The organism is Photobacterium sp. 53610, from assembly GCF_036409375.1.
In the GTDB taxonomy this organism is placed as follows: domain Bacteria; phylum Pseudomonadota; class Gammaproteobacteria; order Enterobacterales; family Vibrionaceae; genus Photobacterium.
Window position 1 is genome coordinate 101,511 of sequence record NZ_JAXOFS010000005.1, and the last position, 22,574, is coordinate 124,084.

Below are 22,574 nucleotides of genomic sequence, written 5' to 3' on the forward strand. Positions count from 1 at the left end.
GTTTTGTCTTAACCCCAACGAAGCACAATCGCGAGCCACAGCACGGATAGCGTAAACGGTATCCAGATAGACAGGTCGGTTATGCCAATGAAGAGCAGGTGGATATAGGCACTGCTGAGCAGGCCGATGAACAGGCGATCGCCCCGGGTGGTGCTGATCGGCAGAAAGCCTTTCCGTTCGGTACAGGGCCGGAGGATCTCGAAGAGGGTCATCGTCAGCAAAATGCCGGCGATAGAAATAAAAAACAGTGCACTGGGCAGTGTCCAGGCCATCCACTTCATGGTTCTCTCCTTCTTGACGTCTGTTATACCCGGCCCAGAGCAAAGCCTTTGGCGACATGGTTTCGCACAAACCAGATCACCAGCAGTCCGGGAAGAATGGTCAGTACTCCGGCCGCCGCCAGCACGCCCCAGTCTATGCCGGATGCACTGACGGTCCGGGTCATGGTGGCGACAATGGGCTTGGCGTTCACTGAGGTCAGTGTCCGGGCCAGCAACAGCTCGACCCAGCTGAACATGAAACAGAAAAAGGCAGTCACGCCAATGCCGGAACGGATCATCGGCAGAAAGATCCGGACAAAAAAGCGTGGAAAGCTGTAGCCGTCGATGTAGGCGGTTTCATCAATTTCTTTGGGCACGCCGGACATGAAGCCTTCCAGAATCCATACCGCCAGCGGAACGTTGAACAGGCAGTGTGCGAGTGCGACGGCGATATGGGTGTCAAACAGGCCGACAGAAGAATAGAGCTGGAAAAAAGGCAGCAGGAATACTGCCGGCGGAGACATCCGGTTGGTGAGCAGCCAGAAGAACATGTGTTTGTCGCCAATGAAACGGTAGCGCGAAAAAGCATAAGCGGCTGGCAGCGCGACCAGCAAGGAAATCACCGTATTCATCGAGACGTAAGTCAGCGAGTTAAGATAGCCGCTGTACCAGGACGGATCGGTGAAGATCACGGCATAATTCGCAAAGGTAAAATCCTGCGGCCAGAATGACAGCCCGCCGAGGATTTCCTCATTGGTCTTGAACGACATCATGAGCAGCCAGTAAATCGGCAGCAACAGAAAAAGGATATAGAGCAGCAATCCGACAGTTTTCCGGGTTTGCATCTTATTTCTCCCTATTCAACTTAGTTCTCCTGATCCATCTTATTTATCCTTATCTATCAGGGTCATGGAGGTATAGAACAGCCAGCACACCAGCAGGATGATCAGGAAATAAATGATGGAGAACGCTGCGGCCGGACCAATATCGAACTGACCGACCGCCATTTTGGTCAGCGCCTGAGAGAGGAACGTGGTTGCGTTACCGGGGCCGCCCCCGGTCAGCACAAAGGGCTCGGTATAGATCATGAAGCTGTCCATAAAGCGCAGCAGCACGCCGATCAGCAGGACGTTTTTCAGCTTTGGTAACTGGATATAGCGAAAAACGGCCCAGTTGGAGGCCCGGTCAATTTTGGCGGCCTGATAATAAACGTCGGGAATGGCGCGTAAGCCGGAATAACAGAGCAGGGCAACCAGAGAGGTCCAGTGCCAGACATCCATCACCAGCACCGTGACCCAGGCATCGACCGGATTCGAGGCGTAGTTGTAATCCACGCCCAGCGTATTGAGGAACCAGCCCAGCAGCCCGATATCTGCCCGGCCAAAAATTTGCCAGATTGTTCCCACCACATTCCAGGGAATCAGCAATGGTATGGCGAGCACGATGAGCACCAGCGAGGCTCTCATGCCGCGGCTGGGCATGGTCAGGGCCACCAGAATCCCCAGCGGAATTTCAATCAGCAGGACACAGGTGGAATAGATGAACTGGCGCAGCAGGGAATCATGCAGCCGGGAATCATTGAGGATTTCTTTGTACCATTCGGTGCCGACGAAATAAGCGGTGTTCTGATCGAAAATATCCTGAATGGAGTAGTTCACCACCGTCATCAGGGGCACGATGGCGGAAAAGGCCACCAGCAGAAAGACCGGGACAACCAGCCACCACGCTTTGTTGTTTTCAGTTTTATGCTGCATCGTCGCCTCCGGCATTGTTATTGCCACGACTCTCTCCCACCAGATATTCATCAGCGTAGAGTTTCAGCCACTGGCCGGGAAAACTGACCCAGGCCTCACGGTCCGGCACCGGCGTTCCTTCTGCCAGACGGATTTTGAGCGGGGTCTCTGCCAGCAGTACAGTGACGATTTTATAGGTGCCGAGATCTTCGGTATGGGTCACGGTCACGGGAAAACTGTCTTCGCGTTGTGTGTCCCAAAGTTGCACAAACTCAGGACGAATCCCCAACTGAAGCTGAGTCGACTGCGTCTGATTCAGCGCCGCCTGCTGGCTGGCCGAAACGGGGATCTTCAGCCCTTTGAAATTGAGATGTTCGCGAGAAGGGTCCCGCTCAACCGCCAGCAGGTTCATGCCGGGACTGCCAATGAAATAGCCTACAAAGGTATGGTTCGGACGCTCGAACAGCTCTCGCGGTGTGCCGAACTGGACAATATTGCCGTCGTACATTACGGCGATTTTGTCTGCAAAGGTGGCGGCTTCCAGCTGATCATGGGTGACGTAAACCATGGTGAGATTGAACTGCTCATGAATTTGTTTGAGCTTTCGGCGTAGCTTCCATTTCAGCTGCGGGTCGATGACCGTCAGGGGTTCATCAAACAAAATGGCGGAGACATCATCCCGGACCAGCCCGCGGCCCATGGACACCTTTTGTTTCTCATCGGCATTGAGGTTGCGTGCCTTCTTATTCAGCACAGGTGTCAGCTCAAGAATCTCGGCAATTTCTTTCACTTTGCTGCGGATTTTGGCTTCCGGTGTTTTCATGTTACGCAGCGGAAAGGCGAGGTTGTCGAATACCGTCATGGTGTCGTAGATCACCGGAAACTGGAATACCTGGGCGATGTTACGCTCCTGCGGGGCCAGTTCGTTGACGACTTCGCCATTGAATTTCACCTCGCCTTCAGAAGGGGTCAGCAGGCCGGAAATAATGTTCAGCATGGTACTTTTGCCGCAACCGGACGGGCCGAGCAGCGCATACGCGCCCCCGTCTTCCCAGACATGATCCATCCGCCGGATCGCGTAGTCACTGTCGCGGGTGGGATGGGGGGTATAGCTGTGTGCCAGCGACTCAAGACGGATTTCAGCCATCAGCGGATCTCCCAGCCGGAGCGGGCAGCCTGAATCAGCTGCTTGTCCTGTGAAAATACATAGAGTTTGTGGGTGGGGACATAGACATTGATCCGGGTATCCACAGCGTATTCATGAACGCCCGGTAAGTGCAGCACCAGGGTCAGTTCACGGTTGGAAACGTGCAGAAAGGTTTCGCTGCCACTGATTTCTGCCAGCTCAACATCCACGGCCAGTTCCAGATCATCATCGCGGTTCGGCACCAGCGTCAGGTGGTTGGGGCGAATGCCGAATACATAGTCTCCCGGGGGCAGATCGCCCAGATCGTCATTCAGCGCAAAATGGATATGATCCGAGAATGACACCGTGTGCTGGCTGACTTTGCCTGCTATCAGGTTAATCGGCGGCTCGCCAAACAGCTCAGCGCAGGCCACGGTGGCCGGGTTGTGATAGACCACCGGGGTCTGACCGGACTGGATAATCTCCCCCTCATGCATCAGCACCACATTGCCTCCCAGCGCCAGCGCTTCATTCGGTTCTGTGGTGGCGTAGACGGCAATGGTGTTGCGGGCCGCAAACAGTGCGCGCATTTCCTGCCGTAATTCTTCCCGCAGCTTGTAATCAAGGTTCACTAAAGGTTCGTCGAACAGAATGATATCTGCATTTTTGACCAGTGCCCGGGCCATGGCGGTGCGCTGCTGCTGTCCGCCGGAAAGTTCAAGCGGGTAGCGTTTCAGATATTCTTCAATGTGCAGCATCCGGGCTGTCTGCATGACCCGTTCATCGATTTGTGCCTTGGGTAATTTTTCCAGTTTCAGGGGGGAGGCGATGTTGTCGTAGACCGTCATATTTGGGTAGTTGATGAATTGCTGATACACCATCGAGATATTGCGTTCCCGCACGGGAATACCAGTCACATCCTGACCGTTGAAGTAAATCTTCCCCTGACTGGGTCGGTCCAGCCCGGCCATCAGACGCATCAGGCTGGTTTTGCCCGCCAGCGTTCTGCCCAGCAGCACATTGAAAGAACCCGGTTCCAGCTCCAGGCTGGCATTTTTGATCCAGTACTCGCCATCGACTTTCCGGGAAATGTTCTCCAGTTTCAGCGACATCTTGCTGCGGGCTCCGTAATTCATCCTGCACAGCATCAGGCGAAAAATGTGCCACAATTATTTAACAATTGAACAGGGCGTTATCTGCCTGATTTTTCATGAACTTCATTTTTCCCTGAATGATGCGGGCCAGACAGACCCGGTTTAGCAGTGTTGATTGTGAACGGTCTGTGAACAATGTTGAGCGTTCAGTCAGCAGGGGACAGGGATGAAAGCCAGTGACAGGTTGCGACATGACGATAGAAAAGCAGCGCAATGAACATCTGGTGGCCGAATCCTGGCAACGTTGCCGGGGTTACGGGCTCACCAGCCAGGATACGCCTGCGGTTGTCCTGCCGGATGAATCGCAGTGGCAGCAGAAACTGGCGCAGGCCGATGTCATGTTGTCAGTCACGCGGGATAAAGTTCTGCCGGGCTATCACAGCATGCTGGCGAACGCGAACAGTCTGGTTTTGCTGACCGATCAGGACGGTTTCCTGCTGGCGCGTTGGGGGCATCCGTCTTTTATACAGCACATGCCGGGTGCGCTGCTTGAACCGGGGAGCTGCTGGCAGGAGCGTGCAATCGGCACCACAGCCATTGGGCTTGCGCTGCAAACCCGGGAGATTATGGATATCCGCCGTGATGAACACTTTCTGGTGCAGAATCGTCTGATGAGCGGTTCAGCTGCGCCCGTATTCGACCCGCACCGCCAACTGGTGGGCATACTCAGTATCGCCAGCGATGCCTACCTGCCGACCACGCAGATCCACGGCATGGTCAAAGTGATGTCACAGGCGATTGAAAATCATCTGATGGGGGCTGCGTATGGGCAGCATTTCTGGCAATGCGTTCTGAATACCAGCCCGGATAACCTCGACAGCCAGTGGGCCGGACTGCTGGTGTTTGATCATCAGGGGCAAATTGTGGCGGCCAACCGCCGCGCAGATTTGCTGCTGGGGCAGCCACTGGCCGGGATCACCATGGACATGGTGGCGGGTCTGCCATTGTCTGAGATGAAAACGGCTGATCCGGCCCGCGTGCTGCCCCTGAACGGTCTGGTGTCGATTCCATTATTTGCCCGGATCAAATCACCTGCCCAGCCTTGCGCCGAATCTGTTGCCGATCCCGATGCAGTTTTAAAAGATAAGTCGGGACAGCAGCCAGGTGAACGCTTACTGACCGAACTGGATACCGGCGACAAGCAAATGGCGAAAGCCGTGAGCCTGGCGCAGAAAGTCGCCGACAGCGATATTCCTTTACTGATTCTGGGGGAAACCGGGGTGGGGAAAGAGGTGTTTGTCCGCGCCCTGCATGCATCGTCTTCGCGAGCGGCTGCCGACATGGTGGCTGTGAACTGTGCGGCGATTCCATCCGAGCTGGTGGAGTCAGAACTGTTTGGTTATGTGAAGGGCGCATTTACCGGCGCAAATCAGAAAGGCAACCCCGGCCTGATCCGCCGTGCCGATCGCGGGACCCTTTTTCTGGACGAGATTGGTGATATGCCGCTGCCGACTCAGGCAAGGCTGTTGCGGGTGCTTCAGGAAAAGTGCGTGACCCCGCTGGGGAGCAGTGAAAGTTATCCGGTCGATTTCCGGCTGGTCTGTGCCACGCATCAGTCGCTGCGCGATGCCATCAAACTGAGGGAATTCAGGGACGATCTTTATTACCGTATTAATGGCCTGACGGTGACGCTGCCGGCACTCCGGGAGCGTCAGGATATGGCGTCCGTCGTGCAAAGTGTGCTGGTTGAGCTGACCTCCGGCGGTGCGCAGGTTTCTGTCAGTGATGAGGTGATGCAGTTGTTCGCGTCCCACCTGTGGCCGGGCAATATCCGCCAGCTTCATAATGTGCTGCGTGTGGCTATCGCGCTCGCCGGTGACAAAATGATCGAAACCTCGCACTTACCTGATGACTTCTTCTGGGATCTGAAAGGCATCGTCCGGGAACAGGACGACATTGAACCCGAATTACTGGAAGAAGACTGGCAGACGGCTTTGCCGAAAGTTTACCGGGCACTGGGCCGGAACGTCAGCAAAACCGCGGAGGCCATGGGTGTGAGCAGGAATACTGTGTACAAGCGCCTGAAACAGCTGGGTTTGTGGCATGACGGGTGAGGAATGTGTGACAATCAGGCCAATGATGAACCAGAACGGGTGAAGCACAGTGTACATCGGCGAAGTTTCAAAACAGACCGGGTTGTCGGTCAAAGCGATTCGGCTCTATGAAGACATGGGATTGATTCGTACCCCGTCAAGACTGGGTCGCTACCGGGTGTATACACAAGCTGATGTCGAGGTATTGCAGCTGATCTCAGAAGCAAAGCAACTGGGCGTGACGCTGAATCGCCTGAAAGGCGTGATTCACTATCATCAGGGCGAAATCGACTGGGGACGGATTCACTGTTTTTTACAGGATGTCAGGGAGCGCTTACTTGCGGAACAGGCGTTACTGGCCCGGAAGATTCAGCAGGTGGAGCAATGCATCCAATCGATTGATACCTGTCCTCGAACGTCTCCGCAGAACGCTTGACTCTGCCCTATAGGGCAGACGGTAGACTCATGATTGAATCTTGAAGAATGAGAGGTAATCATGTCGAAAAACATCCTGTTACTGAACGCCAATCCAAAAGCGGAGAGTCTGTCCCGTTTGCTTGCCGACCAATATCAGATTGAAGCCCGGGAACACTTTGACGTCCGGCGTTTTGATTTGCCGGAGATGGATTTCCAGCCCAGCCTGGACAGCGGCTACGATGCCATTCAGCCGCTTGAACCCTGCCTGCAAGACTTCCAGGAGCAACTGAAACGGGCTGATCATATCGTGATTATCTCACCGGTCTGGTGGGGCGGATTGCCCGCAAAATTCAAAGGGCTGATCGACCGGGCCATTCTGCCGGGATCTGCATTTCGGTTTGAAGCCGATCACCCGGCGCCGGTTCAGTTGCTACGGGGGAAAACGGCACGGATCATTCTGACGATGGATGCACCGCCGGAGATGCTCCGGGAGCAGGCCCAGCCAGTCCTTACACAGCTCGATCGCTTTACGCTGCAGTTTTGCGGCGTGACTCCTGCCGAAACCACGCTGTTCGGCTCGGTGATTTTCTCCACTGAAGCCGAGCGCGCAGGTTGGGTCAGCACAGTGAAAACTCTGGGTGCCGGGGGAATTTAAAGGCTTATCTATTCACGGTTCATTTTAGTCGTCAGGCTGGCAGTCATCTGCCAGCCTGTTTATGGCTTGCTGTCTGCTTCAGCCGTCCGTTCAGTGAGCCATTGCCGGTAAAAATCAACAAAAGCTCTGACTTTTGCCGGAATAAAAGCGCCAGGCGGAAACACCGCGTAGATGCCGCCACGGGGCAATTGCCAGTCGGAAAACAGCGGCACCAGATCTGGCTCATCTTCGCCTAAATGCATGGCGATGACGGATAATCCGGCGTTACTTTTGATCAGGCTTCGCATGGCACTGGTGTTGTCGACCCGGAAACTGCTCTGCATCTGAACCTGAACTCGTTCACCGGCTTTTTCAAAGGTCCAGGTCAGTGCGCTCGGCAGCGGAGAGAACTCAATCCACTGGTGATGTTTCAGCTCGCTGGGATGCTTCGGAGCGCCCATTTCCTTTAAATAACCGGCTGAGGCCATGACCCGCTGTTCGAACTCCCCCAGTTTCTGGGCACGCAGACTGGAGTCTTTCAGCCAGCCCATCCGGATCGCCAGATCAATGCCTTCCCGCACCATATCCGATACCTTATCGCCGCTTCGAAGCTCAACCGTGAGTCCCGGATGGCGTTTTCCGAATGCAGCAGCCGCAGGGGCGAGCATCAGCGCCATGTGATCAACCGGCGCAGTAATCCGCAGTGTGCCGGATAAGGCCTGTGCGCTGGTACCGGCTTCGCTGAGTGTCTCGCCCAGCTTTGCCAGCAGTGGCTGACAGGCCAGATAAAGCTGATGACCGGCATCGGTCAGGGTGACTTGCCGGGTCGTGCGGTTGAACAGCACCGCACCGAGATGATTTTCCAGCGCTTTGATATTCAGACTGATTTTGGTTTTGGTGCACCCCAGCTTATCGGCTGCTGCTGTGAAGGAACCAGCTTCCACGGTGGCAATGAAGAGTGGCAGAGTATTCAGATCGAGTTCGTTGTTCATGGCTTCACTGTTATGGATTCAATAACAGTGAATTATCGAATGGACTATTTTTCAAATCAATAATTGATCGCACAATGTGTTCATCAGCTAGACACAGTATCTATGAATAAGAAATAAATGAGGACAACACGATGAATATTGCGATTATTGGTGCCAGCGGTTTTATTGGTTCAGCACTGCGTGAAGAAGCGCTGAGCCGTGGCCATCAGGTGACGGCTCTGGTGAGTCGTCCGGAGCGACTGGCAACGCAGCCAGGTCTGACCGTCATGAAAGCCGACGTGCAGGATACTGATGCACTGACAGCACAACTGAAAGGGTTTGATGCCGTGCTGAGCGCATTCTCAGGCCATGCGCAGGCCGATGTGGGTGGTTACTTTGCAAAAGGTTTCGACAGCATTCTGGCAGCAGCGGCTTCAGCGGATGTGAAGCGTCTGATGGTCGTCGGCGGTGCCGGTTCTCTGGAAGTCGCACCGGGCGTGCTGCTGATTGATACGCCTGCGTTTCCGGATGAATATAAAGCGACTGCGGAAGGGGCACGATATGCACTGAACCAGCTGCGTGCTCAGCAGAACGTCAACTGGACGATGCTATCTCCGGCAGCCATGATTGCCCCGGGCGAGCGGACCGGTCAGTACCAGCTGGGTACCGATCAGTTGCTGGCTGATGCCAGTGGCAACAGCCAGATCTCTGTTGAAGATTACGCGAAAGCGATGATTGATGAGCTGGAATCTCCGGCGCACCTGAACCGCCGCTTTACTCTGGCTTACGCCTGATTCTGAAACTCACTGCCTTTGAGTTTAAAAACGCAGCTTCGGCTGCGTTTTTTGTCATTTCTCCTTCGTGATCAATCATTTCTGCCTATATTTCATTTACGTTTGGTGAAAAGCCATTGAATTCAACCAATGATTCATTCAGTCATGGAGGGGGTATGGCGCAACAACAGGACAGAATCGGGTTCGCTTTGCTGGCGGGCGGCATATTACTGGGACTGGTTTTTCTGGGTATTTTGCTCGGTCAGGCAGCGATGAATTACAAGCAGCTTGAGCGCAGTGTGACCGTCAAAGGGCTTTCGGAGAGGGAATATCCGGCAGATATTGTCATCTGGCCGATTCAGTTCAATGTCGCCAGTAACGATTTGGGTGAGCTGTACCAGATGCTGGATGGTCAGGCATCGCAAATTCGCGCTTACCTGCGCAGCAACGGGATTGGTGCCAGCGAAATTTCGGTGTCTACTCCGGCGATTACCGATAAATCAGCCCAGCAGTATGGCAATGACGCTCAGGTTGCTTACCGATATACCGCACTTCAGACGGTGACGGTGTATTCCAGCGATATTGAGACTGTGCGCGCAGTCATGAGCTCATTATCTGAACTGGGCAAGCAGGGCATTGTCTTTACCGGAGATGCGTACCAGACCCAGACGGAATATCTGTTTACCCGGCTGAATGATATCAAACCGGACATGATTGAAGAGGCGACCCGCAATGCCCGAGAAGTGGCACAGAAGTTTGCTTCTGATTCTGACAGTACATTGGGGAAAATCCGCAAAGCGTCTCAGGGGCAGTTCTCCATTTCCGCCCGGGACAAAAATAATCCGCATATTAAGAAAGTCAGAGTGGTTTCAACCGTTGAATATTATCTGTCTGACTAATGAAATATTTGAAAAGTGGAAGTTAAACATGGAGGTTATGTGAAAATTGCATTCGTTACCGGCGGCAGTCAGGGGATTGGACTGGAAACAGTCCGGCGTTTGGTTGCTGACGATTATCAGGTGATTACCTGTTCCAGACGGGAAAATATCTGGCAGCAGAAGGTTGAACGCTATCCCGAGCTGGCTGTCGTGGATTATCATCAGGTGGATATCAGTGATGAAATACAACTGAATCGCTTGTTTTGTGTGATCAGAGAGCGATACGGTAATCTCGATGTTGCCGTGAATAATGCGTCCCCAGCTTTGGCATCCGGCGGACAGTTTGCAGAGGTGGAGCCGTCAGCACTGCGGGATACACTCCAGCAGGATTTCTGGGCGCAGGCATATTGTCTGCAGCACGAACTTCGGTTGATGGGTGAAGGTGGTGCGATTGTCAATCTCAGCTCGGTCAACGGATTTCGTCCGACGCCTAATGCTGCAATGTACAGCGCTGCGAAGCATGCCATCGAAGGGTTGACGCATTCCGTTGCGCTGGAAGTGATTGGGCAGGGCATTCGCATCAACGCCGTCGCGCCCGGTGTCACCTGGACACCACGCTGGGAAGCCCGTGAAGCCGAAGCTCCCGGTACTCGGGCAGAAGTGTCGGCGGTGGTTCCGGCCAAACGCTATGCAAAATCCAGTGAAATTGTGGATGCCATTACTTTTCTGTTGTCAGAGCAAGCCAGCTATATCGTCGGCCATACACTGGTGGTGGATGGCGGGTTGAGTTTGAATTAACGACTGTGCTCATGCGGTAATATTCATTATCATTGAACCGAACTCTAAACATGATGTTTTCAGCTCTGAAAGCATCATGTTGTTGTGTATTTTTGAATGAGAAAGAAAATGAAAAAAGCAATATGTCTGAGTTTTTTGCTTGCCGGATCTGCACTGATTCAAGGATGCGCTGCTGAACAGAAGATCGGACAAGAACAAAAAGAAGAACGAACCGGTGTTGTGGTCAGTTCGGATGACTTTTCAATGACCGCTGCCATCAATCAGAACGGTGAATTTTTTGAGACGCAAACCGAAAACCACCTGACACGAAGTATTTCAGGTCGGCTGCAAGCGTCTGAGGGACAGAGCCTGGTTTATATTCGCTATGAAAGCAGCAATGAACAAGGTACTTCTCAACGGGAAATCAATTCGACTGTGCTGTTACAAAACGATGAGTCGGTGGTGATTGGCGGTGATGACGACAAGATGATTTACCTGCAAATCACAGGAAATTAGTTGTTTCCGTGTTTCAGAATTGGACAGATATTCTGTCCAATTCTGAGCGGGGGCGATACAAGATCTGAGATTGAGGCAAGTGAATCGAAAAGAGGCGATGCTGGGGGGAATATTTTTATTTATTTACTTTCGACCAAACCAGGGTGACACGCTCTTTTAATCCTTTGCCAGATAACCATAACCGACCATCCTCTAACAGCTTTATCTCGCGTTCCATGCGTTCCCCGATTACAGATTGAACGCTTGACTGAAGTCCTGTATGAAAGACTCGATTATTGGCTAAATCTAACTCATAAGTAGCGGTATAGAAGTTTGACTCCCTCTTTTTATCTTCCTCTGTCGGGTTAGGAAGTGGTTCTCTGTTCTGCGCAACACTAACGAAACCATTGTCAGTATAAATTAGCGTACCATTTTGCTTTCCTGGCCAGTGAAATAACTCTCCTGACTCTCGGTGAACGATAAATTCATCGAGGGACCACACACCAACAAGCACTTCTTTAGATATTTCCATTAACGTTTCCTAATTGTATCCGATCGTAATTTGAGAAATAAATTTATCTCTGATAATCGAAGGTGCCACGAAAATTTCCTTGTGCTGTTAACGCCGAATTGAGGTGCGTGGAATTTTAAACGCCAAACCAAAGCCATTACTCCGTAACCACAATATCCAGCTTTGAACTGAGAATGGCTAGCCAAGAATCCCTCTTGAACGATTCGTTATACTTCTTTGTATTCACTACGAAGCAAACCAAAGCATTTAAGGTCATGAAATTGGTTCTTCCAGTAGCCACATTGCCGACGTAGTCCTTCCTCTTTGAAGCCTACTTTCTTTAGCACTAGCTCTGACCCGATATTACCCGGGACAGTATCAGCTTGAATACGATTCAAATCGCCACAAGGCAGACCCCCTCCAAATGCTTGCTTTACGATTTGATGAATAGCTTCAGTGATTATACCTCGCCCCCAAAAATGAGACCGTAAATCGTAACCGATTACAGCTGATTTCATATCTTTATTCCACGAATTGAAGCCACAAGTTCCAACCAATTCGTTTGTTTCTGCAATTCTAATTCCCCATCTTATACCTGTATTTGACTCAAATCGTTCTTGCATGAGATGAATTATCTGCTTCGCTTGAGATATATCAGAAAGTGCTTCCATATCGTAGTAAGTAATTACTAAACTGTCAGAAAATAGTTGAAAAATACCCTCTGCATCATCTTCAGTTAATTTCCTGAGTGTTAGCCTCTTTGTTTCATATTCTGGAAATTTCAACTTTTCACCTTCAAAATATCATGTGTATTCAGGGCGGAGGAGCGCCCGCCGCCTATTTGAAATGATTGTGCTATAAAAATTCGAACCGGAAATGCCAAGCGTAGTGAATGATGTTCACCCGATTTTCTGCAGCCCAGCTTCATGAGCAAAACCACCAACCATCACCTTGACAATGGCCTGCTCCTTCAACTCAACTGACGCTGTAATGGTTGAAACACAGTCCATTGCTCTTCCTTGCTCGAAAGTAAAACAATTCGAATATTTACCAGAAAGGTGTTTGGTTAGATAACATGCTAATGCGCCACTCGCACTCCCCGTAGCTGACTCCTCAGGGATGCCAAACAAAGGAGCAAAATTCCGACAACTCGCGGTCATTCCACTGTCTTTCTCGTACAATTCAAAAGCATGAAGACTCACGAGATCATGTTTTTTACAAAAGTCACTGAGTAAATGTTCATTCACTTGGATTTTATCCAGATATCCATGTGGCACTGGAACAAGAAGATCAGGCAAGCCCGTTGAAATAATCTCGATAGGTAATTGCGTGGATTCTAGAACGGTTGATTCAATTCCAATTAACTCTGATATCACCTCATAATCGAACCTTCCAAGGTATTCAGGTAACTTCTGCTCCATAATTATATGGCCATTAGACTCTATCGTTACGGGAAGTAAACCTGCTTTCGTCCTTTGCACATACCGCCCTTCGGTTACAATTCCTTTCTGATACATTGTTGAAAATGCAGCTAACGTTGCGTGACCACAGAAATCAACTTCACCCGTTACGGTGAAAAAAGACAACTCAAAGTCAGCTTCCTCATCTTGAGACACAAACGCAGTTTCTGAATAGCCAACAGCTTGCGCTATTTCTAATTTTTCACCGTAAGACAGTTTATCTGCGTGTAACACAACACCTGCAGGGTTTCCTCCAGTTCCATTGGCAGTAAAGGAATTCACCAAATAAGCTTCAACGTTCATCAATATCAATTTCTCCGTAAAATACTTCGCTTTGGAGCAAAAACATAGGGCAATAATTGCGAAATTGCCCTATGGTTCTGACCCAGACGGTGTGTAGTGACTGACTATAGCGGCATGTTCTATTTTTTATACACAAAGTGTCTGAATAATAAAGCTTGAGCTAGAATGAATGTGCCAAAGAATAGCCCGATACGTAAGTTTAATGCTAAACCTAATAAAACAGATATGAGAAATCCAGATAGAAAATAACGCATATAGCTTCTTTCAGAGTACCGTGACAATATGTAATGGATGGGAAGTCCGAGTAAAAACCAACCAAGCAAGGATATAACGAGATAGCTTGTCCCGTATAGCGTGATCAGCATCATGAATTCGTGGCGTTGATAACCATCAATGACCGCCAGAAGGGTGATGTATAAAAATGCTAAAGCACCGACAATTGCGATGCTCCGAAACATTGCCGAGTCCCATTTACCCAAAATCTCTCCCCAAAATAGAGCGCACATTCAGGTGTGAGCAAAGTTACCACAAAGTCTAAGACATTGTATTTTAAGTGCCAAACCCAGGTTTGAACTGAAAATGCCAAGCGTTAGGCGTTACTAATAAAGTCTTCGTTATAGATTCAGCTTGCTGTTTAGAGCCTTCACTACAGCTCTGCGCGCATTATGCTTTTTGAAAATTGTTGGCACATGCAGCTGAAAATTGACCATGCATGATTTTTTATTTGTCTGTTATTCGAAGCAATAAAATCTCTAAGTTCTACCGTGTGATTCACGGTTTAATCCCCAAAGCATTTCACCTTTATAACAGATTGAATAAAAAGCATCTTCAGGCCAATTTAAAACGTACACTTTACGTAAAAAACAGTGTTCACAACACTATGCAATGACATCCGTTCCATGACGACTGATAAATATTTAGAATGATAACAGATCTCTGGGCCATTACCTTTTGGTAAATCTCTTAGCGTATTTACTGTACCGCCATGAAGATTGGAAAAATAGAGTGCTCCATACCACTTATGGTCGCAAGAATTTTGAATATCCTGTACTCGAACAAGTCACTATGTTTAAAAAATTGAATATCATTCCTGATTTTAATCCGCACGAACTCTGCAAATTCAAAATTCCATGTTTACCACAAGATGGACAATGAATATCAACTTTATGTGACATTGGATTCCAATCATAAGTTCCTCATGAACGATTACGTCGAGGTAAGGGAGAAGCAAATCTTCCACCTCACCTTAAACATTGCACCGTAAACAAGAAACCCAACTTGAGACAAAAATGCCATGCGTTGGGAATCACTATTAAATTATTTTATATATTATGCCAAGTCTGAATTACAAATTGTGACATTCTTTCGAGGCTTTTCTTTTCCATAAATAAGCCCCCAGAAAAAACACCAAGGTATTGCCAACTGATAATATTGTAATATGAGCTAAGCCATAGCTACCTGATAAAGAAAAGCATAGCCCGGCATTAATCAATGCCAATACAGCTACATTTCTATATTCATTTGTTCTAGAGGTCTTTGCACAAAAATACCCAGCATAGCAAGAGATTAAGCTCGCAAGAAAAATGCTAATTAAAAGAAAAGGTGACATCGGGTATATGTGATTAATTGCTTCGATTACTTCACTGTTTTTTAATCCACTGTTCTTTAGATAATATACATACGCAAAACCACCTGCTATAAACACAATACTTGTGCCAATGAGATCAATCAAAAGTGCTAGGGTTATCGATTTAATCGGTCTGCCTTTTTGATTGGTTACTTTTTCCACTTTAGTTTCCATCTTCTATTACATAAATAAATTCATAAATTATGACGGCAGATAGTAACATAAAGTTTTTCAAAGGTGCAGTTAACTATCACGACACCCAAGAAAATCCACCGAAATCACTCTTAAATGCAAAAGAACAGACTACAAGTCTTACCCAAAGCTCTCGTACCATCGATTAAACCAATCCTGACGCCTCTCAAAAACCAGATTCATAGAGTCGAATCCAAGATTGCCTGTTGAATAGATACTTGCCCTGAATACCAAGTTAAATGATTTATTGCAGGGCATACCTGGTGTGTGGAAAATCGTCGTAGTTTCTCTGATTTGTCATGTTCCAGAGCTTGGTTATATCAGCATAAACAAGCCGCATCTTTCATTGGTGTCGCTCTTATCACCATAGAAAGTGGCCGATTCAAAGGTAAAAGAATCATCCAAGGTGGGCATTTACAGGTAAGGAACATGCTTTACATGACTATGATGTTTGCTATCCAAAGTAATCCTATATTAAGGCAACCTATGAATGCTTATTTGTATCAGGCAAACCAAAAGTGCCACATGTTGGCTGTTGGTTTAGAGCTTTTGTTACGCGTTTCTTGCCTATTTTATTGAACCAATATATACAGGAGCTGGAGCATTGCCGTAAGTTCCTAAACTAGCGCACGATCCCTGTCCATCATAGTAAAAGATTGCTTTCTTGTTATTGTTTTGTGTACTTTGAAGCATTCCTACCCACAATGAACATGTAACGGTATCAATCCCCTTCCATGTTCCCTTTGTGTTACATATGTAAGTGAAATCATTTCTACCAGAGTGTAAAACGTTTACACCACCATCTCCGTAAACCAAGACTCGCTCGACTTCAACTTCACAATTAAACGCTGCAAACGTATTTGTTGATAACACAAAAAATGACAATTAAAGTAACCTTCTCATTTAACCTCCACATTTTGAATGATGTATAACATTTTATTCGAAGACATAATGTCGTATATCTTAACTCTGAACACGGTTCTATGTAACTGTTCTATCAAGATTTTTACGATTTCTACTCACTGCATCGAATATCAGCGGGCAGTGATTCGGAATCGAAAATGCGACATACGATAGTCCCGTTTCTGTTCAACTGTTTTTGTGAAATGATGACCGATATACCACCACCGATTGAACAACATTCACACAAGCACGCTACCGCCCCTGACAATCAAGTCACGTGCTGTAAATTGCCGTACATGATAGGCAGATAAGAATCACGTTTCACTAAGTGATGCGTTTGGGGTTGCATATCTGTGGGTAAGCGCAAGATTGCATGATAAGAAGGGAAATGAGCGCGGGCATACCTTGGAAGGATGCTTCAACCGATTGATGAAGCAAGCACTGGAAATCATTAAAATCAGCAACATAATTTTAATGGGATGGGATTAGGGCTGTATTGGCTCTCTGGAGCCCTTCGTCTTTTCATCGTATCGAAAACTGAAAATATAGCGTTGCAATTCATCAAGAAGGAGTTCTTTGATGAGTATCTGAGATTTTTCTTTTTTCAGTGATGATTCCAGTAAAGATAATCCGATTGTCGGTAATTTGGGTAGCTCATGATGAATCACGGCTAATGAGTTTGGGATGCCTAAGTCTGTACGGACGGTGATACCAAGACCGGCATTGACTGCTCCCCAGATTCCGGAGAGGCTGCCTCCGGAGACGGCAATTTTCCAGGGAATATTTTCTTGGTCTAATATCTTTATTGCGGCATCACGAATAATACATGGCGCTTCTAATAAAATCAGCGGAAGAGGTTTCCCTGAACTCAAATAGGATGACAGGTCAAAAGATGGACTGGCAATCCAATGCTGAGGGACTTCCGTGATGAGTCGTTCCTGATTCATTTCAAGCGGATTTTCCCAACATAAAGCAAAGTCAATTTTATTGTGAAGGCTCTCTTCTTTGAGCGTGTTGTTTCGGCCACATTGCGCATAAATCTGAATGTTTGGGAAACTTCTGGCGATCCGACCTAATAAATTAGGCAGTAGTCGCTCACTAAAGTCTTCTTGTAATCCAATACTGACAGCGCCATGAATGGTTTGCTGCTGAATCGCTTGAAGAGCTTCATCATTGATTGATAACATTTTCTTTCCGTAGCTCAGCAATAACTCACCTGATTCGGTTAACCGCAAATTTCTGCCACTTTTAGACAGAAGTTTGACCCCACATTGCTGCTCCAATTTTTTCAATTGTGCGCTGACTGCTGAAGTCGATCGGCAGAGTTGATTGGCTGCAAGGGTAAAGTTGCCTAAGTCGATACCGACGACGAACGTTCTCAATGCATCTAAATCAATGGATTCAGGACGCTTCATAATATTCCTGTTTTTCGGGAAGATTGCTTCAGAATGTTTTGATTTTATAAGGCTTTTGGTTCGGTAACAATCGCTGTCATGTTCTGAAAACATGCAATGATTGAATTGAACCGAAGGAGAAACACATGGGCAAAACGCTTGATAAAGACTCATTAGGTAAAGTCGCACCGAAACTGGCAGAGCTAACAACGAATACATTATTTGGCGATCTTTGGCAGAGAGAAGAACTGACATTCAGAGAACGCAGCCTGATTACGATGAGTGCTTTGGTTGCGATGAATAAATACGAACAGTTACGTTGGCATATCAATTTTGCCCGGGAAAATGGACTGACTGAAGACGATATCATTGAAGTGTTTACACATCTTGCTTTTTATGTCGGTTGGCCCAGTGCGGTGACTGCTTTGCAAACATTGAATGATGGAGATGAATAATGCCTTTTACCAGAATTATGGTTCAGACCGGCCGATCTGAAGAAGAATTGAAAATCATCTCAGATACACTGCACCAAACACTTGTCGATGAATTCAATGTCCCACCAGAGGATCGTTTTCAGGTCATTGATGAATATCCAGAAGGCCGATTGATATATGATGAGACCTATTTGTCCGGCAAAAGAACATCGAACTATATTTTATTTTTGATTACTGCGGGAAAGCCCAGAGATAAGGGAATGAAAGCGCGTTTTTATCAAGTGCTTTCGCAAAGAATCTCCGAAAAGACAGGGATCTCTCAGGACGATGTCATGGTTGTGATTCAGTTTACAAACCCGGACGACTGGAGCTTTAGTGGCGGCAACCTTTATACCATTCAGGAAGCCTTAGACAAAGGGAACTGAAACCACAGCTTTGAACCAGCCAGCCTGTGCGCTGGCTGGTTGGCAGATTTTCCCAGCACAAAGTCAACACTGCTATCAAGGATCAGATCGCTCAGGGTTGATGAATTTCACTGCTCCTGTGGACTAAATCCACCAGTACACCGATACATTTCTCAGCAGCATCCAGATCTTTCCCGACAAATGCCGACACAATAGCGCCTTCTTTCATCAGGCAGATGGTATCCAGCAACGCTTCGTCCTGACACGACAGATGTTGTTGGATTAAAGCCCTGACTTTGTGTTTGTGGTCGCGGCAATAGGCGATGATGGCAGCATTTTCTTCGCTGAATTCTGCCGAGGTGTTGATGAAAAAGCAGCCGCGGAACGGACTGAGAGCTGGCACGCGGTTGTGGAACCAGTCACTGAGGCCATTGAACAGACGAGTGATGAGTTCGATGTCATCCTGCGCCGGCGACAGCAATGTTTCCAGCCAGCTCATGAAAATGTCATCACGTGCTGCCAGTGCGGCAAGGACCAGCTCGTCTTTGCTGGCGAAATGGCTGTAGAGCGTTTTCTTCGCCACCCCTGAAACTTTCAGAACTTCATTGATTCCGACCGCATGAATGCCCTGGCGGTAAAACAGGGTCAGCGCCGTTTGAATGAGCAGCTGTTTTTTGTCTGTCTTTGCTGGCGTTTGCTGAACCGGTGTTTGTTTCACCGATGGTTGTTTCTCAGATGTCTGGCTCATCACGATTCCTCTTCCGTTGAAAAGATGTTGACACAGGTAGACCGACTTGTCTACTCTGTTTGTGGGGTAGACAGATCGGTCTACTTTGTCTGTTCAAGGAGAAACAAATGAATCAATATAGTTTTGCACTGATATCGGGTTTGGGCGCTGCGGTCGCGATTGGATTACTGTCACTGGCAGACAGTATGACGACGTCAGGGTTGTGGCTGATGGCGCCTTTCGGTGCGACGGCAGTACTGGTATTTGGTGTACCGGACAGCCCGCTGGCCCAGCCGAAGAATGTCATTTTCGGACATTTGCTGACTGCATTTATCGGTGTGTTTTTCGTGAGTTTTGTCGGGGTAACGCCATTGACGATGGCTGTAGCTTCCGGCCTTGCGGTGTCTGCGATGCTGGTGACGAAAACAACCCATCCGCCTGCCGGAGCAAACCCGTTACTGATCATGCTGACCGGACAAAGCTGGTCATTTCTCTTCACGCCGGTGCTTCTGGGGGCTGTCGTGATGGTACTGATCGGCCAGCTGCTCAAGTTGCAGCGCAGGGCGGTGAGTCAGTAAGTTCAGCTGTCGCCAACGGTCTCTTCACCCTGTAAGCAAGTCAACCAGAAGCGTAGTGCTGTCTGTACTTTACTGATATGTCACTTTTCTGGTGAAAAAATGTCACTTTTTAACCTATGAAATTGATTCAGTGCTTAATAAGATTGAATCCGTTTTCTTCTTCGGGTTTATTCCCATGCTTACAGGGACTTATTGTGGCTGAACCTTTATCTTATGTACTGATTCATCGCGTTGATCTGTTTTCTGAATATCAGCAGCAACTGATTGAGTTGCTGAAATTAAGTTCTGCTGATGATGCGATATTAGGTTTTGATACAACGTTTGATGATCAAAAAGCAATTCAGTACTTAGTTTCACTGGAAAAAGAGATTGCCAGTCAGAGCCTTCAAATCCTGGTCGGTCAGCATCAGGAAACTTTGGTTGTCTGTTGTTTCTTCAAGAGAAGTCATCAGCAGACAACCAGACATCTCTGTGATCTTCAAAAAGGTATGATTCACCCGCATTTTCGCAGTCAGGGGTTGCTTGAGCAAACCCTGGCAGCCATCGCCTGTGAGTGCATGGCACAAGGCGTAGAGCTGCTGACGCTGGATGTTCGGGGCGGCACAAAAGCTCACCGGATCTGGGAAAAATGCGGATTTGAAACATACGGCATCCTGAATGACTACAGCCGTTTTCAGGGCAAGTCCTTTGACGGCTATTTCATGAAACAACGAACCCAGGATCTCTGGAATCGATTTAAAATATTCTACACACAAGGAAGTGAAAAAATGTCAGTTGGCACTGAACTTATCCCTAAAAAAGAATTTCGTACACAGATGCGAGAAACATTAGAAAAACATCTGACTTTAGGTCATCCCTTATTTAAATATCTGCTGGATGAAAAGCATCCGAATTCTGATTTATTAAAATTCACCACGCTTCAGGGTTATCAGCTTACGAAGAACTTTCTGACTTATATCGAGCATTTATTTTTTCACTGTCCGCTGCCAAAACATAAACGTGCACTGCTGCACAATATGTATGAAGAAGAAACCGGCCGCTTATCCAACACCAAAAATCATGTGGAACTGATGCAGGATTTTGTGCGTGCATTGGGGATTTCCGATGCAGAGCGCGATGCTGCGACCGCTTTGCCACAGACGCAGGCGTTGATTGATTACCGGATGATTGCCTGTAAAAACCCCGACCTGTATCACATTGGGGCGGCAGCAGTCATGGTGGCCAGTGAAGGGCAGAATCTGGAAAGTGTCGGCGACGAAGCCCGGCACAATATTCTGGGCAAAGTGTATGGCCTGAAAGAGGCAGATCTGCTGTTCTTCTCCGTGCATCAGGAAGAGGATGTCGGTCATGTTCAGCAGGGGCTGGCCTTGCTGGCGGATCTATGTGATACGCCTAAGCGGCAACAGGAAGCCATTGAAGCGATTGAGACCACCTGTGAGCTTTTCTATCAGATGTATCAGGGTGTGTATGAATACTTTGGATACGATAAGCAAGATCAGGCTGCGAAGGCGGAGCTGATTGGGGAGGTCTGATGGAAATCTCACGGAATAAGCAGGTCATCGCCATCTCGGTTGGCGTGCTGGTGACATTCTGGGCGTCATCAATTAAAGGCAGCTATCAGGTTTATTTTCTGGATTTAGCCAGCATGTGTGGACTAGGGCGAGGTGTGTTCTCGCTTACCAGCGCGCTGTTTGGCCTGTCGATCGGGGTGCTTTCACCTGTGGTGGGCTGGATCTGTGACCGGATTGGCCCGGCGCTGACAATTTTATCCGGCGCCGTCGTGGCAACCTTTGTATATATGCTGATGATGCTGTCGTTCAATTTCTGGCTGTTTCTGGTGTTGTTCGGTGTGCTGGCTGCATACGCTTTAACCGCAATGACTTTTGTACCGCTGGCCTTGCTGGTTGACCGGATTTTTGATCACCAGCAGAAAGGGATGGCTTATGCGGCCATCACGAACGGCACGGCGATTGGGTTTGTGGTGCTGTCGCCATTCTGGGTCTGGCTGAATACGTTTTTGATCTGGCAGGACGTCAGTCTGATTATTTTCGGGGTCTTTACACTGGTCATACTGCCTGCCTGTATCTGGCTGTGCAGTGTTTTTCCGCGGCGGGAATTCGTGACTGAGGCGGCGGACGTAGCTGACGATGATCTGAAGTGGCACCAGCACCTGAGAAAACCGCTTTTTCTGTTACTCGCTTTGTCATTTGGCGGCTGTGGCGCATCCATGGCTTACATTGATGTGCATCTGGTGCCCATGCTGCAAGAGCGATTTACCGAGGGTGAGGGCGGAGCCGCTCTGGTTGCATCATCGCTGAGTGTGCTGGGTGCTGCGGAACTGATTGGTGCTTTTGTGGTGGGCTATTTGCTGCGGTTTTCCGCGCCCGCGCTGATGCTTGCCCTGCTGTATGCGGTACGCGGTGCATCACTCCTGATTGTGCTGGCCGCCGATAACTTCATCATGTGCATGATCTTCGCTGTTCTGTTCGGGCTGACGTACATGGGCACCGTGATTGTCACCTCGCTGATGTGTCTCAAAGCTTACGGAGAGAAAGTGAAAGGTAAGATTTTCGGTTGCCTGTTCACAGTCCATCAGGTCTTTGTGTTCGGCACGGTCTGGCTGGGCGGGTTGTCTTTTGATGCGACACAAAGTTATTCATTGATCACGCTGGCGGTAACCGGGCTCTGCTTTGTGTCTGTGGCAACCGGGCTGGTTTTCTACTTCTCTGATGTGTTGAAAGAGAAGCCGCAATCTCAGATGGCCTCGCCATCTTAATCACCTTTTCAAGG

26 protein-coding genes are annotated in these 22,574 nt (G+C 48.6%); 13 read left to right on the plus strand and 13 right to left on the minus strand.

Annotated features, from left to right (window positions below; all coding sequences use genetic code 11):
* Window positions 1–8 precede the first annotated feature (8 nt).
* From SPK40_RS14430 to SPK40_RS14450, 5 genes are read right to left on the minus strand one after another with little or no spacing between them, the layout of a single operon-like run.
* Complete coding sequence (locus SPK40_RS14430; protein WP_248142953.1) at window positions 9–281, minus strand: DUF2160 domain-containing protein; 273 nt, start codon at window positions 279–281, stop codon at window positions 9–11.
* 23 nt (window positions 282–304) lie between these two features.
* Window positions 305–1,105 carry a carbohydrate ABC transporter permease gene (locus tag SPK40_RS14435; protein WP_248142952.1) on the minus strand — a complete coding sequence of 267 codons (801 nt, stop codon included), beginning with the start codon at window positions 1,103–1,105 and terminating at the stop codon, window positions 305–307.
* 39 nt (window positions 1,106–1,144) lie between these two features.
* Window positions 1,145–2,014 carry a carbohydrate ABC transporter permease gene (locus tag SPK40_RS14440; RefSeq protein ID WP_330960908.1) on the minus strand — a complete coding sequence of 290 codons (870 nt, stop codon included), beginning with the start codon at window positions 2,012–2,014 and terminating at the stop codon, window positions 1,145–1,147.
* Window positions 2,004–3,140: an ABC transporter ATP-binding protein gene (locus SPK40_RS14445; protein ID WP_330960909.1), complete on the minus strand. Its 1,137-nt coding sequence runs from the start codon at window positions 3,138–3,140 to the stop codon at window positions 2,004–2,006. Before SPK40_RS14445 ends, SPK40_RS14440 begins: the two co-directional genes overlap by 11 nt.
* Window positions 3,140–4,231, minus strand: coding sequence for an ABC transporter ATP-binding protein (locus SPK40_RS14450; protein ID WP_330960910.1), 1,092 nt, complete (start codon window positions 4,229–4,231; stop codon window positions 3,140–3,142). Before SPK40_RS14450 ends, SPK40_RS14445 begins: the two co-directional genes overlap by 1 nt.
* A gap of 233 nt (window positions 4,232–4,464) precedes the next feature.
* On the opposite strand from SPK40_RS14450, the gene SPK40_RS14455 reads away from it, so the two are divergent.
* From SPK40_RS14455 to SPK40_RS14465, 3 genes are read left to right on the plus strand one after another with little or no spacing between them, the layout of a single operon-like run.
* Window positions 4,465–6,327 carry a sigma-54-dependent Fis family transcriptional regulator gene (locus tag SPK40_RS14455; protein ID WP_330960911.1) on the plus strand — a complete coding sequence of 621 codons (1,863 nt, stop codon included), beginning with the start codon at window positions 4,465–4,467 and terminating at the stop codon, window positions 6,325–6,327.
* A 49-nt stretch (window positions 6,328–6,376) separates the two neighbouring features.
* Window positions 6,377–6,742, plus strand: coding sequence for a MerR family transcriptional regulator (locus SPK40_RS14460; RefSeq protein ID WP_330960912.1), 366 nt, complete (start codon window positions 6,377–6,379; stop codon window positions 6,740–6,742).
* Between the two features lie 60 nt (window positions 6,743–6,802).
* Window positions 6,803–7,378 carry an NAD(P)H-dependent oxidoreductase gene (locus SPK40_RS14465; protein WP_330960913.1) on the plus strand — a complete coding sequence of 192 codons (576 nt, stop codon included), beginning with the start codon at window positions 6,803–6,805 and terminating at the stop codon, window positions 7,376–7,378.
* Window positions 7,379–7,437: 59 nt separating this feature from the next.
* Here the strand turns inward: SPK40_RS14465 and SPK40_RS14470 are convergent, their stop codons facing one another.
* Window positions 7,438–8,349 (minus strand): LysR family transcriptional regulator, encoded by a 912-nt coding sequence (locus tag SPK40_RS14470; RefSeq protein ID WP_330960914.1) that lies wholly within the window; start codon window positions 8,347–8,349, stop codon window positions 7,438–7,440.
* Between the two features lie 131 nt (window positions 8,350–8,480).
* Between SPK40_RS14470 and SPK40_RS14475 the strand changes: the two genes are divergently transcribed.
* From SPK40_RS14475 to SPK40_RS14490, 4 genes are all read left to right on the plus strand, one after another.
* Window positions 8,481–9,122 carry an NAD(P)-dependent oxidoreductase gene (locus SPK40_RS14475; protein ID WP_330960915.1) on the plus strand — a complete coding sequence of 214 codons (642 nt, stop codon included), beginning with the start codon at window positions 8,481–8,483 and terminating at the stop codon, window positions 9,120–9,122.
* 155 nt (window positions 9,123–9,277) lie between these two features.
* Window positions 9,278–10,000 carry an SIMPL domain-containing protein gene (locus SPK40_RS14480; protein WP_248142943.1) on the plus strand — a complete coding sequence of 241 codons (723 nt, stop codon included), beginning with the start codon at window positions 9,278–9,280 and terminating at the stop codon, window positions 9,998–10,000.
* 39 nt (window positions 10,001–10,039) lie between these two features.
* Window positions 10,040–10,777 (plus strand): SDR family NAD(P)-dependent oxidoreductase, encoded by a 738-nt coding sequence (locus SPK40_RS14485; RefSeq protein ID WP_330960916.1) that lies wholly within the window; start codon window positions 10,040–10,042, stop codon window positions 10,775–10,777.
* Between the two features lie 108 nt (window positions 10,778–10,885).
* The gene (locus SPK40_RS14490; RefSeq protein WP_330960917.1) at window positions 10,886–11,272 is read left to right on the plus strand and encodes a hypothetical protein; all 387 of its coding nucleotides are present in this window, start codon (window positions 10,886–10,888) and stop codon (window positions 11,270–11,272) included.
* Between the two features lie 115 nt (window positions 11,273–11,387).
* Here SPK40_RS14490 and SPK40_RS14495 read toward each other — a convergent pair whose 3' ends face one another.
* From SPK40_RS14495 to SPK40_RS14515, 5 genes are all read right to left on the minus strand, one after another.
* On the minus strand, window positions 11,388–11,783 hold the full coding sequence (locus SPK40_RS14495; protein WP_330960918.1) for a lipocalin-like domain-containing protein: 396 nt from the start codon (window positions 11,781–11,783) through the stop codon (window positions 11,388–11,390).
* A gap of 206 nt (window positions 11,784–11,989) precedes the next feature.
* Window positions 11,990–12,547 carry a GNAT family N-acetyltransferase gene (locus tag SPK40_RS14500; protein WP_330960919.1) on the minus strand — a complete coding sequence of 186 codons (558 nt, stop codon included), beginning with the start codon at window positions 12,545–12,547 and terminating at the stop codon, window positions 11,990–11,992.
* A 114-nt stretch (window positions 12,548–12,661) separates the two neighbouring features.
* On the minus strand, window positions 12,662–13,525 hold the full coding sequence (locus SPK40_RS14505; protein WP_330960920.1) for a PhzF family phenazine biosynthesis protein: 864 nt from the start codon (window positions 13,523–13,525) through the stop codon (window positions 12,662–12,664).
* Between the two features lie 119 nt (window positions 13,526–13,644).
* Window positions 13,645–14,004: a hypothetical protein gene (locus SPK40_RS14510; RefSeq protein ID WP_330960921.1), complete on the minus strand. Its 360-nt coding sequence runs from the start codon at window positions 14,002–14,004 to the stop codon at window positions 13,645–13,647.
* An 866-nt stretch (window positions 14,005–14,870) separates the two neighbouring features.
* Complete coding sequence (locus SPK40_RS14515; RefSeq protein WP_330960922.1) at window positions 14,871–15,314, minus strand: hypothetical protein; 444 nt, start codon at window positions 15,312–15,314, stop codon at window positions 14,871–14,873.
* A 297-nt stretch (window positions 15,315–15,611) separates the two neighbouring features.
* Between SPK40_RS14515 and SPK40_RS14520 the strand changes: the two genes are divergently transcribed.
* On the plus strand, window positions 15,612–15,923 hold the full coding sequence (locus tag SPK40_RS14520) for a transposase (protein WP_330960923.1): 312 nt from the start codon (window positions 15,612–15,614) through the stop codon (window positions 15,921–15,923).
* 809 nt (window positions 15,924–16,732) lie between these two features.
* Here the strand turns inward: SPK40_RS14520 and SPK40_RS14525 are convergent.
* Window positions 16,733–17,662, minus strand: a complete 930-nt coding sequence (locus SPK40_RS14525; RefSeq protein ID WP_330960924.1) for a LysR family transcriptional regulator — start codon at window positions 17,660–17,662, stop codon at window positions 16,733–16,735.
* 125 nt (window positions 17,663–17,787) lie between these two features.
* Here SPK40_RS14525 and SPK40_RS14530 point away from each other — a divergent pair, with 125 nt between their 5' ends.
* Together SPK40_RS14530 and SPK40_RS14535 are read left to right on the plus strand one after the other, a co-directional pair.
* A complete protein-coding gene (locus tag SPK40_RS14530) occupies window positions 17,788–18,096 on the plus strand; it encodes a carboxymuconolactone decarboxylase family protein (protein WP_248142934.1) in 309 nt (102 codons plus the stop codon).
* Window positions 18,096–18,500, plus strand: coding sequence for a tautomerase family protein (locus SPK40_RS14535; protein ID WP_330960925.1), 405 nt, complete (start codon window positions 18,096–18,098; stop codon window positions 18,498–18,500). Before SPK40_RS14530 ends, SPK40_RS14535 begins: the two co-directional genes overlap by 1 nt.
* Window positions 18,501–18,591: 91 nt before the next feature.
* Here the strand turns inward: SPK40_RS14535 and SPK40_RS14540 are convergent, their stop codons facing one another.
* Window positions 18,592–19,227 carry a TetR/AcrR family transcriptional regulator gene (locus tag SPK40_RS14540; protein WP_330960926.1) on the minus strand — a complete coding sequence of 212 codons (636 nt, stop codon included), beginning with the start codon at window positions 19,225–19,227 and terminating at the stop codon, window positions 18,592–18,594.
* A 107-nt stretch (window positions 19,228–19,334) separates the two neighbouring features.
* On the opposite strand from SPK40_RS14540, the gene SPK40_RS14545 reads away from it, so the two are divergent.
* The 3 genes from SPK40_RS14545 (at window position 19,335) to SPK40_RS14555 (ending at window position 22,560) form a co-directional block, all read left to right on the plus strand.
* Window positions 19,335–19,784, plus strand: coding sequence for an HPP family protein (locus tag SPK40_RS14545; RefSeq protein ID WP_248142931.1), 450 nt, complete (start codon window positions 19,335–19,337; stop codon window positions 19,782–19,784).
* 194 nt (window positions 19,785–19,978) lie between these two features.
* Window positions 19,979–21,316, plus strand: a complete 1,338-nt coding sequence (locus tag SPK40_RS14550; RefSeq protein WP_330960927.1) for an iron-containing redox enzyme family protein — start codon at window positions 19,979–19,981, stop codon at window positions 21,314–21,316.
* Window positions 21,316–22,560 (plus strand): MFS transporter, encoded by a 1,245-nt coding sequence (locus SPK40_RS14555; RefSeq protein ID WP_330960928.1) that lies wholly within the window; start codon window positions 21,316–21,318, stop codon window positions 22,558–22,560. Before SPK40_RS14550 ends, SPK40_RS14555 begins: the two co-directional genes overlap by 1 nt.
* Window positions 22,561–22,574: the final 14 nt, after the last annotated feature.

Excerpts from the sequence above, each read along its gene's own strand:
- SPK40_RS14430 (WP_248142953.1), bottom strand. The coding sequence starts at position 281 with ATGAAGTGGATGGCCTGGACACTGCCCAGTGCACTGTTTTTTATTTCT.
- SPK40_RS14435 (WP_248142952.1), bottom strand. The coding sequence starts at position 1,105 with ATGCAAACCCGGAAAACTGTCGGATTGCTGCTCTATATCCTTTTTCTG.
- SPK40_RS14440 (WP_330960908.1), bottom strand. The coding sequence starts at position 2,014 with ATGCAGCATAAAACTGAAAACAACAAAGCGTGGTGGCTGGTTGTCCCG.
- SPK40_RS14445 (WP_330960909.1), bottom strand. The coding sequence starts at position 3,140 with ATGGCTGAAATCCGTCTTGAGTCGCTGGCACACAGCTATACCCCCCAT.
- SPK40_RS14450 (WP_330960910.1), bottom strand. The coding sequence starts at position 4,231 with ATGTCGCTGAAACTGGAGAACATTTCCCGGAAAGTCGATGGCGAGTAC.
- SPK40_RS14455 (WP_330960911.1), top strand. The coding sequence starts at position 4,465 with ATGACGATAGAAAAGCAGCGCAATGAACATCTGGTGGCCGAATCCTGG.
- SPK40_RS14465 (WP_330960913.1), top strand. The coding sequence starts at position 6,803 with ATGTCGAAAAACATCCTGTTACTGAACGCCAATCCAAAAGCGGAGAGT.
- SPK40_RS14470 (WP_330960914.1), bottom strand. The coding sequence starts at position 8,349 with ATGAACAACGAACTCGATCTGAATACTCTGCCACTCTTCATTGCCACC.
- SPK40_RS14475 (WP_330960915.1), top strand. The coding sequence starts at position 8,481 with ATGAATATTGCGATTATTGGTGCCAGCGGTTTTATTGGTTCAGCACTG.
- SPK40_RS14480 (WP_248142943.1), top strand. The coding sequence starts at position 9,278 with ATGGCGCAACAACAGGACAGAATCGGGTTCGCTTTGCTGGCGGGCGGC.
- SPK40_RS14490 (WP_330960917.1), top strand. The coding sequence starts at position 10,886 with ATGAAAAAAGCAATATGTCTGAGTTTTTTGCTTGCCGGATCTGCACTG.
- SPK40_RS14495 (WP_330960918.1), bottom strand. The coding sequence starts at position 11,783 with ATGGAAATATCTAAAGAAGTGCTTGTTGGTGTGTGGTCCCTCGATGAA.
- SPK40_RS14505 (WP_330960920.1), bottom strand. The coding sequence starts at position 13,525 with ATGAACGTTGAAGCTTATTTGGTGAATTCCTTTACTGCCAATGGAACT.
- SPK40_RS14525 (WP_330960924.1), bottom strand. The coding sequence starts at position 17,662 with ATGAAGCGTCCTGAATCCATTGATTTAGATGCATTGAGAACGTTCGTC.
- SPK40_RS14530 (WP_248142934.1), top strand. The coding sequence starts at position 17,788 with ATGGGCAAAACGCTTGATAAAGACTCATTAGGTAAAGTCGCACCGAAA.
- SPK40_RS14535 (WP_330960925.1), top strand. The coding sequence starts at position 18,096 with ATGCCTTTTACCAGAATTATGGTTCAGACCGGCCGATCTGAAGAAGAA.
- SPK40_RS14540 (WP_330960926.1), bottom strand. The coding sequence starts at position 19,227 with ATGAGCCAGACATCTGAGAAACAACCATCGGTGAAACAAACACCGGTT.
- SPK40_RS14545 (WP_248142931.1), top strand. The coding sequence starts at position 19,335 with ATGAATCAATATAGTTTTGCACTGATATCGGGTTTGGGCGCTGCGGTC.
- SPK40_RS14555 (WP_330960928.1), top strand. The coding sequence starts at position 21,316 with ATGGAAATCTCACGGAATAAGCAGGTCATCGCCATCTCGGTTGGCGTG.